Origin of the sequence: Burkholderia sp. IO2 (genome assembly GCF_029522185.1) — a bacterium.
Lineage (GTDB): Bacteria > Pseudomonadota > Gammaproteobacteria > Burkholderiales > Burkholderiaceae > Burkholderia > Burkholderia cenocepacia.
In genome coordinates this window covers 63308-76810 of record NZ_JAKWFH010000039.1, presented here as the reverse complement: position 1 = coordinate 76810, position 13503 = coordinate 63308, and the positions used below count along the sequence as shown (strand labels likewise).

10 protein-coding genes are annotated in these 13503 nt (G+C 66.5%); 6 read left to right on the top strand and 4 right to left on the bottom strand.

Annotated features, from left to right (window positions below; translation table 11 throughout):
* Window positions 1-162: 162 nt before the first annotated feature.
* Window positions 163-1317, bottom strand: coding sequence for a pyridoxal phosphate-dependent aminotransferase (locus MMB92_RS23725; RefSeq protein WP_006488473.1), 1155 nt, complete (start codon window positions 1315-1317; stop codon window positions 163-165).
* Window positions 1318-1528: 211 nt separating this feature from the next.
* On the bottom strand, window positions 1529-2197 hold the full coding sequence (locus MMB92_RS23720) for a TetR/AcrR family transcriptional regulator (protein ID WP_006488476.1): 669 nt from the start codon (window positions 2195-2197) through the stop codon (window positions 1529-1531).
* Window positions 2198-2317: 120 nt separating this feature from the next.
* On the opposite strand from MMB92_RS23720, the gene MMB92_RS23715 reads away from it, so the two are divergent.
* The 6 genes from MMB92_RS23715 (at window position 2318) to MMB92_RS23690 (ending at window position 8066) form a co-directional block, all read left to right on the top strand.
* The gene (locus MMB92_RS23715) at window positions 2318-3970 is read left to right on the top strand and encodes an acyl-CoA dehydrogenase family protein (RefSeq protein ID WP_124633639.1); all 1653 of its coding nucleotides are present in this window, start codon (window positions 2318-2320) and stop codon (window positions 3968-3970) included.
* 51 nt (window positions 3971-4021) lie between these two features.
* On the top strand, window positions 4022-5530 hold the full coding sequence (locus MMB92_RS23710; protein ID WP_058902021.1) for an AMP-binding protein: 1509 nt from the start codon (window positions 4022-4024) through the stop codon (window positions 5528-5530).
* A 256-nt stretch (window positions 5531-5786) separates the two neighbouring features.
* The gene (locus tag MMB92_RS23705; RefSeq protein ID WP_277562969.1) at window positions 5787-6446 is read left to right on the top strand and encodes a PAAR domain-containing protein; all 660 of its coding nucleotides are present in this window, start codon (window positions 5787-5789) and stop codon (window positions 6444-6446) included.
* A 10-nt stretch (window positions 6447-6456) separates the two neighbouring features.
* Window positions 6457-6990, top strand: a complete 534-nt coding sequence (locus MMB92_RS23700) for a hypothetical protein (protein WP_277562968.1) — start codon at window positions 6457-6459, stop codon at window positions 6988-6990.
* A gap of 4 nt (window positions 6991-6994) precedes the next feature.
* Window positions 6995-7663: a M35 family metallo-endopeptidase gene (locus tag MMB92_RS23695; protein ID WP_277562967.1), complete on the top strand. Its 669-nt coding sequence runs from the start codon at window positions 6995-6997 to the stop codon at window positions 7661-7663.
* Window positions 7656-8066, top strand: a complete 411-nt coding sequence (locus tag MMB92_RS23690; RefSeq protein WP_077056022.1) for a hypothetical protein — start codon at window positions 7656-7658, stop codon at window positions 8064-8066. The genes MMB92_RS23695 and MMB92_RS23690 overlap by 8 nt, the downstream gene beginning before the upstream one ends.
* 208 nt (window positions 8067-8274) lie before the next feature.
* Here the strand turns inward: MMB92_RS23690 and MMB92_RS23685 are convergent, their stop codons facing one another.
* Window positions 8275-9414: a branched-chain amino acid ABC transporter substrate-binding protein gene (locus MMB92_RS23685; protein ID WP_006482201.1), complete on the bottom strand. Its 1140-nt coding sequence runs from the start codon at window positions 9412-9414 to the stop codon at window positions 8275-8277.
* A gap of 84 nt (window positions 9415-9498) precedes the next feature.
* Window positions 9499-13431, bottom strand: a complete 3933-nt coding sequence (gene putA / locus MMB92_RS23680) for a trifunctional transcriptional regulator/proline dehydrogenase/L-glutamate gamma-semialdehyde dehydrogenase (protein ID WP_109341807.1) — start codon at window positions 13429-13431, stop codon at window positions 9499-9501.
* Window positions 13432-13503: the final 72 nt, after the last annotated feature.

Genomic DNA, 13503 nt, shown 5'->3' with positions numbered 1-13503 from the left:
TCCTCCGGTTGCCGGGAAATGCGTGCATTTTCCACTTGGGCACATCGATGCCGTTGGCCCGTGAGGGTCCACCCCTTTTTCTGCTCTCACGTTCACGGGTGGGACGCGTTCATTTCAATTCTCCTGTGTCTGGTCGATGCGACGTGCCCGTCGCCGGTTGTCTTACAGCGAACGCAGCCGCCGCGCGCCTTCGACCAGCGTCGCGTCGTCCTTCGAAAAACTGAGCCGGATCACGCCGGCGTCGGTGCCGTCGGTATAGAACGCCGACAGCGGAATCGTCGCGACGCGCGCGTCGCGGATCAGGCGCAGCACGAAATCGCCATCGCTTTCGTCCGAGAAGTGGCGAAAGCGCGCCAGCATGAAGAACGAGCCTTCGCTCGGCAGCAGCTCGAAACGCGAATCGGCCAGCTCGCGCGCGAGCAGGTCGCGCTTGGCCTGGTAGAACGCCGACAGGCCGAGATAGCTGTCCGGCCGCGCGAGGATTTCCGCGAACGCGACCTGCATCGGCGTGTCGGCCGAAAACACCATGAACTGGTGCACCTTGCGGATCTCGTCCATCAGCTCGGCCGGTGCGAGGCAATGGCCGACCCGCCAGCCGGTCACGTGGAACGACTTGCCGAACGACGACACGATCACGCTGCGCTCGGCCAGCTCGCGATGGCGCGCGACGCTTTGGTGCTGCGCGCCGTCGAACACGACGTGTTCGTACACTTCGTCGGACAGCACCACGATGCCCGTGTCGCGCGTGAGCCGCGCGAGGCGTTCGAGATCGTCGGCGGAGAACACCGTTGCGGTCGGGTTGTGCGGCGTGTTGACGATGATCATCCGCGTGCGCGGCGTGATGGCCGCGGCCACCTCGTCCCAGTCCACGCGGAAATGCTCGGGCGACAGCTTGATCGCAACCGGCGTCGCGCCCTGCAGCCGCACGATCGGCGCGTAGCTGTCGAACGACGGCTCGAAGTAGATCACCTCGTCGCCCGGATGCACGAGCGCGCTGATCGCCGCGTAAAGCCCCTCGCTCGCGCTCGCGATCACCGTGATCTCGGTCGCCGGGTCGTAGCGCGCGCCGTACAGCGCCTCGGTCTTCTCGGCGAGCCGCTCGCGCAGCGCGATCACGCCGGCCATCGGCGCGTACTGGTTGTGACCGTCGCGCATCGCACGCGCGACGCCTTCGACGAGCGCCGGATCGGGCGCGAAATTCGGTGCGCCCTGCGACAGGTTCAGCGCGTTGTGTTGAGCGGCCAGTTGGCCGATCACCGTGAAGATCGTCGTCCCGACGTCGGGCAGTTTCGAACGGGGCGCGGTGGCGCTTCGCATGACTTCTCCTCCTGATGTCCTTCGGGCGGGCCGCGCGGCATGTGCGGGCCTGCATCTGCCGCATGATTTAGCCCGAGCCAATATCGACGGACAACCGAAAGTTCGTCATGGCGGCCATGCATTTTTCTCATGGCTCTCGGTGAGAAGCCCCTGGCGGGAAGGCTGGCGTGGGCACCCGATATGCAAATCAGGCATTTCCCCTACGGCAACGCTACGCGTGCGCCGCCGCGAGGTACGCGAGCAGCACGGCCCGCAGTTCGCGGCGTTGCGCGGCGAAATCGAGCGCGGGCCCGAGCGTCAGCAGCGCCTGCGACAGCCCGCCGTAGCAGATCGTATGAGCCATCCTCGCGAGCCCGTCGAGCCGCGCGGCAGGCGGCGGATCGGCCGCGTGGGCGAGCGCGTCGCGCCACAGCGCGACATAGGCGTCGTAATGGCGGCGATACGCGGCCAGCGGCGACACCTGGCGCTCCAGCACGAACAGCGCGCCCCACAGCGCCGCGTCGGCGGCGATCGTCTCGACCTGAAGATCGACCAGCGCGGCGGCGAGTTCGGCCCGCGGCGCACCGCGCAGCCGCTGCACGGCGTCGCGCAGCCGGTCGGCCAGCGCCAGCACGCGGCGGTGGATGCAGAGCGCCGCGAGGCTTTGCTTGTCGCCGAAATACTCGTAGAAGGTGCCGATGCTGACGCCCGCGACGGCCGCGATCTCGCGGATCGTCGCCTTCGCGTAGCCGCGTTCGAGCAAAAGCTGAACGAACGCCTGCTGCAGCGCGTCGGAACTCGCCTGCGCGCGCGACTGGCGCGGCCGGCGACGCAACGCGGGCGCGGGTTGCGCCGCCGGCGAGCCGGGCGGCGCCGGAACCTGAACATGTCGCGGCGGCATATTTGCTACTCTGAATTCAGCAGGGAATACGTTTTACCGGAAGCCGGAACCCGCGCCGAAGCGCGCGCCGTGCGGCATCACGCCGGCTGACCGCGAAGCCTGAGACCGGAGACAACCGCGATGACCGACTCGACCCACGCCGTCACGAACCAGTTCGACGAACTCGTCGACTATAACCTCTTCGCGACGGATCTCGCGCTGCGCGACGCGCTCGCCCGGGCGGGCGCCGACTGGGCCGTGCCGCAGCTCGATGCGTACGGTGCGCGGCTCGGCAGCGCCGACACCGCGCGGCTCGCCGACGAAGCGAACCGCCACACGCCGGAGCTGAACACGTTCGACCGGCGCGGCCGGCGCATCGACCGCGTCGACTTCCACCCGGCGTGGCACGCGCTGCTCGGCCAGTATCGCCACGAAGGCTTCGTGTCGCTCGCATTCCGCGATGCACGCCGCGGCCGCTGGGCCGCGACGGCCGCCGGCTTCTACCTGCACGGCCAGATCGAGGCCGGCACGCTGTGCCCCGCGACGATGACGCAGGCCGCGATCCCCGTGCTGCAGAAGGAGCCGGCGCTGTGGGACCTGCTGCGCGACAAGCTCTACAGCGACGACTACGATCCGCGCGACGTGCCGGTCGCCGACAAGCGCGCGATCTGGTTCGGCATGGGCATGACCGAGAAACAGGGCGGCTCCGACGTGCGCGCGAACACGACGCTCGCGACGCCGGTCGGCGCGGGCGGGCGCGGTGGCGAATACCGGCTGCGCGGCCACAAGTGGTTCTTCTCCGCGCCGATGTGCGACGCGCACCTCGTCGTCGCGCGCACCGAGGCCGGCAGCCCGTCGTGCTTCTACGTGCCGCGCTGGCGCCCGGACGGCACGAAGAACGCGGTCGAGATCCAGCGGCTGAAGAACAAGGTCGGCAACCGCAGCAATTCGAGCAGCGAGATCGAGCTGAACGACGCGTGGGGCATCATGCTCGGCGACGAAGGCCGCGGCATTCCCACCATCATCGAGATGGCCACCTACACGCGGCTGAACTGCGTGCTCGGCAGCGCGGCGATGCTGCGCCAGGGCGTCGTGCAGGCGATCGCGTACACGCGCCAGCGCCATGCGTTCGGCCGCGCGCTCGCCGAGCAGCCGCTGATGCGCACCGTGCTCGCCGATCTCGCGCTGGAGAGCGAGGCGGCGCTGTCGCTCGCGATGCGGCTCGCCGACGCGTTCGAACGCGACGACTCGCCGCGCGAACGCGCGTGGAAGCGGATCGTCACGCCCGCCGCGAAATTCTGGGTCTGCAAGCGCGCGGTCGAGCTGACCGGCGAGGTGATGGAAGTGTTCGGCGGCAACGGTTACGTCGACGACGGCCCGATCGCGCGCCTGTTCCGCGAGGCGCCCGTCAACTCGATCTGGGAAGGCTCCGGCAACGTGATGTGCCTCGACGTGCTGCGCGCCATATCGCGCGAGCCCGACGCGGCCGCCGCGCTGTTCGACGAACTGGCCGACCTCGGCGCGGGCGAACCGCGCATCCGCGCGGCGCTCGACGGATTGCGCGCGATGCTCGCCGCCCCGGCCGACACGCTCGAAGCGTCGGGCCGCGTGTTCGCGCAGCGGCTCGCGCTCGTCGCGCAGGCGTGCCTGCTGCGCCGCGATGCGCCGGCGGCCGTCGCCGACGCGTTCGTCGCGACGCGGCTCGCCGCGCCCGACTGGGGCCGCATCGCGGGCGGCTTCGATCCGCACGCGATCGACGTCGCCGCGCTGCTGCAGCGCGCGTACCCGGCCTGACGCCGGCCCGTTCACCCGAACGCGCGTTCGTTCGCCCGCCCCGGAGCCTCGATGAACCTCGTCGCCGCCCTCGACCGCGCCGCCCGTGCGACGCCCGACAAGCCGTTTCTCGTCAGCGAATCCGCGACGATCACGTATGCGGCCGCGCGCGCGCGTTCGCACCGCGCGGCGGCCGTGCTGAGCGCGCTCGGCGTCGCGGCCGGCGACCGCGTCGCCGCGATGTGCTTCAACACGCCGGCCTTCGTCGACCTGATGTTCGGCGCGTGGCGGCTCGGCGCGGCGTTCGTGCCGATCAACCACAAGCTGCAGGCGCCGGAAGTCGACTACGTGCTCGAGCACAGCGGCAGCACCGCGCTGCTGTTCGACGTAGCGCTCGCGCCGGTGGTCGAGCGCCTCGTGCATCCGGCGCGGCGGCTCGTGACGGAGGGCGAGCTCGACGGCGTGCCGAACTTCGACACGATGTGCGCGACGATGGACGGCCTCGCGGGCATCGAGCCGGCCGATGACGACATCGCGCAGATTCTCTACACGTCCGGCACGACCGGCCGTCCGAAGGGTTGCGTGCACAGCCATCGCACGGTGACGCTCGCGGCGATGCAGGCGGCGCTCGCCATCGGGATCGGCCGCAACGAACGCACGCTGATGGCGATGCCGATCTGGCATTCGTCGCCGCTGAACAACTGGTTCGGCGGCACGCTGGTCGCGGGCGGCACCGTCGTGCTGCTGCGCGAATACCATCCGCTGCGCTTCCTGCAGACCGTCGAGCGCGAGCGCGTGACGCTGTATTTCGGCGCGCCGGTGTCGTACACGCTGCCGCTCGACACGATCGACGGCTTCGCGGCATTCGACCTGTCGAGCGTGCGCGCGTGGCTGTACGGCGGCGGCCCGATCGGCGCCGCGCAGGCCGAACGGCTCGCGCAAGCGTATCGCAGCCACGCGTTCTTCCAGGTGTACGGGATGACGGAAACGGGGCCGGCCGGCACGACACTGTATCCGGACGAGCAGATCGCGAAGGCCGGTTCCATCGGCCGCCAGGGCGGCCCGGGCGTCGACCTGCGGGTCGTGCGAATGGACGGCGTCGATGCGCGGCCGGGCGAGACCGGCGAGATCTGGCTGAAGGGCGGCAGCATGATGCTCGGCTATCTCGACGACGCGGCCGCGACGCGCGCCGCGTTCGCGCCGGACGGCTGGTACCGCACCGGCGACGTCGCGCGGATCGATCAGGAGGGCTACCTGTTCATCGTCGACCGGCTGAAGGACATGATCGTCACCGGCGGCGAGAACGTCTATTCGAAGGAAGTGGAGGACGTGCTCGGCGCGCATCCGGACATCGCCGAGGCGGCCGTCGTCGGCGTCCCGCATCCGGACTGGGGCGAGACGGTCGTCGCGCACGTCGTGATGCGGGCGAACGCGGTGCGCGATGCGGATGCGCTGCGCACGTTCTGCGGCGAGCGGCTTGCCGCGTACAAGATCCCGCGCGAGTTCACGTTCGCGCAGGCGCTGCCGCGCACGCCGACCGGCAAGTTGCAGAAGTTTCTGCTGCGGGTGCGGGGGGACTGAGTATCCGGGATTGAGTCGGCGCACTTGTAAACCGCGCCCTCATACTCCAGTGCGAACCCAAAAGCGGGATACGGCATTGTTGCTTATCCGAGGTACCTGACCCAACGCGTTCGCGCACGCGCCCAATGCACTAGGCGGAACGGAACAAGTAATAGACGTTATCCGCTCTGAATCATATTCGTCCGATTGATCGACGTTTCGTATCTGGAATAGCGTCTCTAGGCAGCCATTCCATTTACTGAAACAGGGAAGCCGGATGAAAAACGAACTCAACGCACCGACTCATCTTTTCGCCACCGTTGGCGCACTCACAGAACGCGGAGGACGCGTCACCACCGCAACCAGCGGCCTGACCCTGGCTGGATTGGAAGTCGCTTGCGTCGGCGACGTAGTGACTTATGACGACGGCAGCGAGGCCGCGATTATCGACGGCGCGGGAAGCAACCATAGCAGAGGCAAGCCGTTCGCGTTGGTCGGTAGCCGGTTGAGCAACGGTGACCGCATTACCGAAACTCTGCGTACCTCGTGGGGCATTCACGTGCGGGATGGGCAACGCGTTGCGGGCCTATTCGACCCGGCCTATGTACCACCGCCCGCGCCGCCTGCTTACAGATTGGCGGCACGTGGTGCGACAACAGCGCGTGGCGGTGCATTGCGCGAGCCGTCCGGCACTTGGGAAGTAGCGCCGCACTTGGGCAAGGCTGGCACGGTGGGCGACCTGATCCACTATCCGGACGGTTCAACCGCACGCATTACGAGTGGTCTGGGTTTGGCCGACGGGCCCGACTTCGCGCCGCTGGCATTCGTTGGCAGCGAACTCGATAACGGCGACACGATCACCGATAGCCCCGAGCGACAAGGCATCGCGTCGTCCGTCGTATTTAGCGTCGTCACCCGCTCGTCCGTGCCCCGCTGAGGTAGCGCCCATGATTCGCTACTTTCTTGCCAAAGGCGACCGCGCCAGGGAAGCGGTGATTGTCGAAGGCCTCGACACTGTGGCCTGTTCCGATCCGCCGCCGAGGGTTCATATCGCCACGCTGGATATGAAGACCTACTGTTCGACCTGCAAGCGTGAAGGGTACATCGCACCGCAAGGGCCGCGCTGGCCAGGTACCGGCCCGAACGGCAAACAATGGGCATTGAGCGGAGATATCAATGTCTGCGGATGCAACCCACCGCCGGTCTTCTACGCTGAACGCGGCATGCGAATGACTTTTACCGCAGGAGAGACTGCGACGCTGACTGGGCGCCAACCTGATGCAGCCAAGCGGTCATTTGTCGTACACGACGAGCAATTCACCTTGCTCGATGACTCCCGCCGCCCGCTCGCGAACATCCGCTACCGAATCGTTACCGACGCCGGGCAAATTTTCACGGGCACCACGGACACGGCCGGGCAAACACATCGAATCGCCACCGACGCCTCGGCAACGTTGAAAATCTATACGATGGAACATTGAAAAAATGAAAGATTTTGATGTGAATGACGGCGGAGAATGGTTCCTCGTACACTCAGGTGCAGCCACCAATACCAATCCCGGGTCGATGGTGGAGGTGACGATCAATACCGAGAGAATATGTCACAACATGACAAACAAGGAATTCCGGGAAATGGTATTGAGTAAACGCGATCGAGCCGTTTCCCTCATCGACAAAAGAATCATGGATTTGCAGCGCTGGTCCAACGCCGATAAGGCACGCGTATTACAGTGGTTCGGCAGAACTGACGAAGGCACTCGCACAACACTATTAACAGGCCTGACTGCAATCGTCCGCGTGCCAAAGACACTCACGGGATACAATTTCACGCGATGGGATAGCGAGCGATTCAAACATATTGGATGCGTTCCAAATCCAAACAAATCGGGAGTCGCGGCATCAGTATGTTCGCCGGATACCGCAACTCATACGATCGCAATACATCCCGATTTTTGTACAATGCGAGACTTCTCATGGGAAAAAGATTCCATAGTTTCCACTTTGATTCATGAGGCGAGTCATTTTGATGACACAATGGGAACCAGGGATCATAGATATTTCATTGAGGAATGTCTAACGTTTGGAGCCGAGAATCCGAACCAAGCAATCAACAATGCCGACAGTATTGCAGGATACGTCATTTACAATGCTTAAGTTTATTCTTTGCCTAGGCCTTCTCACTTCCCGCCCGGTATTCGCCTGCATCGCCAGCGAGAATCTCGACATCTACTTTTCGAGAGATAGCTCGCACATATCGAACGCCGAAATCGTCCGCATTGCAAAATGGACAATCGACCAAAAACTCAATTACGCGAATCACCTGACCAAGGAAACAACGCTGATCAGCGGCCATGCCGAGGAAAGTGAACCGGAAGCACTGGCCCTTGCGCAATCAAGATTGCAAACCGCGTATGCGCTGCTGGAGCAACTCGGTTTTTTACGCGGAACCATCAAGAAGAGCGCCCGCGTCTATTCGCATGGCGACATCGACAATGGGCGGCGTGTGGAAATTTCCTTCCTGCCCGATTGCCCTAACAAGTGCTGCGACGGCAAGTAACGTCATCCGGCCGCCATCACGGTGATGCGGTATCGACGTCCGCATGCGGCGCCCCTGTTGCACCACTGCCGGCAAGACTCCTATGTCCTGTCGGCCGTGTCCCACCAAAGAAAAAGCCACCGGCCCCATCGGGTCCGGTGGCTTTTTCGCATGAGGCGCGGGGCGACGCGTTACACCGCCGCCCGCGCGTCACATCACATCAAGCTGCTTACTTGCCGCCGATGCTCTTCAGCGGCTTCCACTCGCCCTTCTCGACCTTGTACATCGTGATGCCGCCGTTCTTCAGGTCGCCCTTCGCGTCATACGCGACGTGCGTCGACGTGACGCCGGCCATGTCGGTCTTCGCGAGCACCGGCAGGTACTTCGCCGGATCGGTCGAATCGGCCTTCTTCATCGCGTTCAGCATCGCCATCGCGCCGTCGTACGCGTACGGCGAGTACGTCTGCACGTCTTCGCCGAAACGCTTCTTGTACTTGTCGGCGTAGGTCTTGCCGCCCGGCATTTCTTCCAGCGGGAGGCCGGCCAGCGAAGCGATCGTGCCGTCGGCCGCGTTGCCCGCGATCTTCAGGAACGTCGGCGTCTTCACCATTTCGCCGCTCATCAGCGGTGCGTTGAAGCCCAGCGCCTTCATCTGCTTGACCATCGGCGCTGCCTGCGAATCCGCGCCGCCGTAGTAGACGAGGTCCGGCTTCGCCGCCTTCAGCTTCGTGAGAATCGCCTTGAAGTCGACGGCCTTGTCGTTCGTGAATTCGCGGTCGACGATCGTCGCGCCGCCGGCCTTCGCGGCCTTCTCGAACTGGTCGGCGAGACCCTGGCCGTAGGCCGTGCGGTCGTCGACGATCGCGATCTTCTTCATGCCGAGATCCTTCGACGCGAACGTGCCGGCCACCGAGCCCTGCTGCGTGTCGGACGTCATCATGCGGAAGGTCGTCTTGTAGCCTTGCTGCGTGTATTCCGGCGCCGTCGCCATCGCGATTTCCGGAATGCCCGCGTTCGCGTAGATACGCGAAGCCGGAATCGTCGTGCCCGAGTTGAAGTGGCCGAGCATGCCCTTGATGCCGTCGTCGACCAGCTTCTGCGCGACCGTCGTGCCCGTACGCGGGTCAGCCTGGTCGTCCTGCGTGCTCAGCACGAACTTCACCGGCTTGCCGCCGATCTTCGGGTTCGTCGCGTTGAAGTCTTCCAGCGCGAGCACGATCCCGTTCTGCATATCCTTGCCGTAGTGCGCCTGCGCGCCCGTCATCGGCCCTGCGTAACCGATCTTCACGTCATCCGCATGGGCCGTCCCCGCCAGCGACATGACCGCGACGAACGTCGCGCCTGCCACCTTTTTCATCGTGTGTTGCATAGCATCTCCTTGGTACCAGGGTAAATGGAGCGGCTTCGGGATCGCCTTGCCGCTTCCTTTGTTTGATCCGAACGGCAAGGATGATCAGCCGATCGTCATCAAATTCGCATTGCCGCCCGCCGCGGCCGTGTTCACGCTCACCGAGCGTTCCGTCAACAGCCGCTCGAGCGCGTAGTCTTCCGCGTCGCCGTTCTCGAACGCGCCCGCCGACACGCCCTGCACCGACACGATCGGGCCCGGCCGCTGCGCGACGTCCTTCACGAGCGTCTGCAGTTCGTCGCTGTCGCCTTCGAACAGCACCGCGTCGAACGGCGCGTCGGCCTGCTTGCGCACCGCCGCGTGCGCCTTCAGCGACGCCGGCAGCGCGGCGACCAGCGCCTCGCCCGCCGCGCCGGCGAACAGTGCGCGGTTGCCGGTCGCGAGCACCGCCGCGAACTGCGCACGCGCGCCGCCCGGCGTGGCCGCGACACACAGCACCGTGCCGCGCGGGCCGAGTGTATACGTGTTTCGCTCGCCCGTCGGCCCGGTCAGCACCGCGGTCGCGCCGGCCGGCACCTGTGCGAGGTAGCCGTCGCAACGCGCGGCCAGCGCCGGCTCGCGCTGCTCGATCAGCCAGTCGCGCAGCGTCGTGAGCGCCGCCGCCGGATTGCCGCGCGCATCGCTTTCGGTCGCGCCGTCCGCCACCAGCGACTGCGCGAGCGCGCGCGGCAGCCCCGACGGACGCGTCGCGAGCAGGCGCTGCAGGTACAGCGCGCCACCGGCCTTCGGGCCCGTGCCCGACAGCCCTTCGCCGCCGAACGGCTGCACGCCGACCACCGCGCCGATCACGTTGCGGTTCACGTAGATGTTGCCCACGTGCGCATTCGAGATCACGTGCGCGATCGTCTCGTCGATCCGCGTGTGGATGCCGAGCGTCAGCCCGTAGCCGGTCGCGCGGATCTGCTCGAGCAGCTTGTCGAGCTGGCTGCGGCGGTAGCGCACCACGTGCAGCACGGGGCCGAACACTTCACGCTTCAACTCGTCGATGCTGCCGATCTCGATCAGCGTCGGCGGCACGAACGTGCCGTGCGCGCATGCGTCGGGCATCGGCAATTGCGTGACCGTGTGGCCCTTGTCCTTCATCGCCGCGACGTGCGTGTCGATCGTCTGCTTCGCCTCGGCGTCGATCACCGGGCCGACGTCGGTCGACAGCCGGTCCGGGTTGCCGAGCGCCAGCTCGTGCATCGCGCCCTTCAACATCGTCAGCGTGCGGTCCGCGACGTCGTCCTGCAGACACAGAACGCGCAGCGCCGAACACCGTTGACCGGCCGAGTCGAACGACGACTGCATCACGTCCGCGACGACCTGCTCCGCGAGCGCCGACGAATCGACGATCATCGCGTTCTGGCCGCCCGTTTCCGCGATCAGCGGAATCGGCTTGCCGTCCGGGTCGAGGCGCGCGGACAGCGTCTTGTTGATCAGGCGTGCGACTTCGGTCGAACCGGTGAACATCACCGCACGCGTGCGCGCATCGGCGACCAGCGCCGCACCGACGGTCTCGCCGGTGCCCGGCAGCAGTTGCACCGCGCCGGCCGGCACGCCGGCCTCGCGCAGCAGGCGCACGGCTTGCGCGGCGATCAGCGGCGTCTGTTCGGCCGGCTTCGCGAGCACCGTGTTGCCGGCGGCGAGCGCCGCGGCGACCTGGCCCATGAAGATCGCGAGCGGGAAGTTCCACGGGCTGATACAGACCACGGGGCCGAGCGGGCGGTGCGTGTCGTTCGAGAACTCGCCGCGGATCTGCGCCGCGTAGTAGCGCAGGAAGTCGACCGCTTCGCGGATCTCGGCGATCGCGTTCGGCAGCGACTTGCCGGCTTCGCGCACGATCAGGCCCATCAGCGTGTGCATCTGCGCTTCGAGCAGGTCGGCGGCGCGCACCAGGCAATCGGCGCGCGCGTCGACCGGCGTCGCCTGCCAGATCGGCGCGGCGGCCACCGCGTGCGCGAGCGCCGCGCTCACGTGTTCGGACGTCGCTTCGCTCACCGTGCCGACCACGTCGCGCTGGTCGGCCGGGTTGCGCACGTCGCGCGCCGGCGCATCGGCGAGCGCGTCGTCGGCGAGCATCGGCGCCGCGCGCCACGGGTGGTGCGCGCTCGCGAGCAGCGCGGACGACAGCGACGCGAGACGGTGTTCGTTCGACAGGTCGAGGCCCATCGAGTTGGGACGCTCGTCGCCATACAGGTTGCGCGGCAGCGGGATCTTCGCGTGCGGCGCGCCGAGCGGCACGACCTTCGACGCTTCGTCGACCGGATCGGCAACGAGCTCCTTCACCGACACGGTCTTATCGGCGATGCGGTTCACGAACGACGTGTTCGCGCCGTTTTCCAGCAGACGGCGCACGAGGTACGCGAGCAGCGTCTCGTGCGTGCCGACCGGCGCGTACACGCGGCACGGGCGGTTCAGCTTGTCGCGACCGGTGACTTCCTCGTACAGCGGCTCGCCCATCCCGTGCAGGCACTGGAATTCGTACTGGCCCGGGTAGTAGTTCTGGCCCGCGAGTTGATAGATCGCGGCCAGCGTGTACGCGTTGTGCGTCGCGAACTGCGGGTACACGGCGTCCGGCGCGGCGAGCAGCTTCTTCGCGCACGCGAGGTACGACACGTCGGTGTAGATCTTGCGCGTGTAGACCGGATAGCCTTCGAGGCCGTCGACCTGCGCCCGCTTGATCTCGGTATCCCAGTACGCGCCCTTCACGAGGCGGATCATCAGGCGGTGACGGCTGCGGCGCGCGAGATCGATCAGGTAGTCGATCACGAACGGGCAGCGCTTCTGGTAGCCCTGCACGACGAAACCGATGCCGTTCCAGCCGGCGAGCTCCGGATCGAAGCACAGTGCCTCGAGCAGGTCGAGCGACAGTTCGAGACGGTCGGCTTCTTCCGCGTCGATGTTCAGGCCGATGTCATAGCGGCGCGCGAGCAGCGCGAGCGCGCGCACGCGCGGCAGCAGCTCGCTCATCGTGCGCTCCTGCTGCGAGCGCGAGTAGCGCGCATGCAGCGCCGACAGCTTGATCGAGATGCCCGGGCCTTCGTAGATGCCGCGGCCGCCGGCCGCCTTGCCGATCGCGTGGATCGCCTGTTCGTACGACGCGTAGTAGCGCTGCGCGTCCTCTTCGGTGGTCGCCGCTTCGCCGAGCATGTCGTACGAGTAGCGGAAGCCGCGCGCTTCGTACTTGCGGCTGTTCGCGAGCGCTTCGGAAATCGTTTCGCCGGTGACGAACTGCTCGCCCATCAGGCGCATCGCCATGTCGACGCCCTTGCGGATCAGCGGCTCGCCGCCGCGGCCGATCAGGCGCGTGAGCGCCGACGACAGGCCCGCTTCGCTGTTGGTCGTCACGAGCTTGCCGGTGATCATCAGCCCCCAGGTCGCCGCGTTCACGAACAGCGACGGCGCATGGCCGACGTGCGAGCGCCAGTCGCCCTTGCTGATCTTGTCGCGGATCAGCGCGTCGCGCGTCGCACGGTCGGGAATGCGCAACAGCGCTTCGGCGAGGCACATCAGCGCGACGCCTTCCTGGCTCGACAGCGAGAACTCGTGGATCAGCCCTTCGACGCCGCCGCCCGAGCTCTTCTCGCGCAGCGCCTCGACCAGCTTCGTCGCGAGCGCCTGCACGTCCGCCTGCAGGTTCGCGGGCAAGCGCGCCTGGCCGAGCAGGAACGGCACGCACTCCGGTTCCGGACGGCGGTACGCGGCCGTGATCGCCGCACGCAGCACCGATTGCGGCTGCACGTTCTGCGCGAACTCGAGGAACGGATGCGGCGAGTTGTCGTCGTCGCCGTCCGCGGCCTGACCGTCGGCGAGCTCCGTCACGCCGCTGTGGCCCGACAGCTCGGGCGGCAACTGGCCGTGCTCGATCCGCTCGAGATACGCGAAGATCGCCTGCTTGATCAGCCAGTGGGGAGTGCGCTCGAGACGCGCGGCGGCGTCCTTGAGGCGCGAGCGGAGAAGGTCGTCGACTTTGACGCCGAGAGTCGTGCTTGCCATGGTGGGTTCGTGCGCCGGTGCGAGCCCGGCAGTGTGGTGTAAGAGGATGCGCGAAATCCTACGGCACGCAAT

Coding starts and splice junctions, on each gene's coding strand:
- MMB92_RS23725 (WP_006488473.1), bottom strand. CDS start 1,317: ATGCGAAGCGCCACCGCGCCCCGTTCGAAACTGCCCGACGTCGGGACG.
- MMB92_RS23720 (WP_006488476.1), bottom strand. CDS start 2,197: ATGCCGCCGCGACATGTTCAGGTTCCGGCGCCGCCCGGCTCGCCGGCG.
- MMB92_RS23715 (WP_124633639.1), top strand. CDS start 2,318: ATGACCGACTCGACCCACGCCGTCACGAACCAGTTCGACGAACTCGTC.
- MMB92_RS23710 (WP_058902021.1), top strand. CDS start 4,022: ATGAACCTCGTCGCCGCCCTCGACCGCGCCGCCCGTGCGACGCCCGAC.
- MMB92_RS23705 (WP_277562969.1), top strand. CDS start 5,787: ATGAAAAACGAACTCAACGCACCGACTCATCTTTTCGCCACCGTTGGC.
- MMB92_RS23700 (WP_277562968.1), top strand. CDS start 6,457: ATGATTCGCTACTTTCTTGCCAAAGGCGACCGCGCCAGGGAAGCGGTG.
- MMB92_RS23695 (WP_277562967.1), top strand. CDS start 6,995: ATGAAAGATTTTGATGTGAATGACGGCGGAGAATGGTTCCTCGTACAC.
- MMB92_RS23690 (WP_077056022.1), top strand. CDS start 7,656: ATGCTTAAGTTTATTCTTTGCCTAGGCCTTCTCACTTCCCGCCCGGTA.
- MMB92_RS23685 (WP_006482201.1), bottom strand. CDS start 9,414: ATGCAACACACGATGAAAAAGGTGGCAGGCGCGACGTTCGTCGCGGTC.
- putA (WP_109341807.1), bottom strand. CDS start 13,431: ATGGCAAGCACGACTCTCGGCGTCAAAGTCGACGACCTTCTCCGCTCG.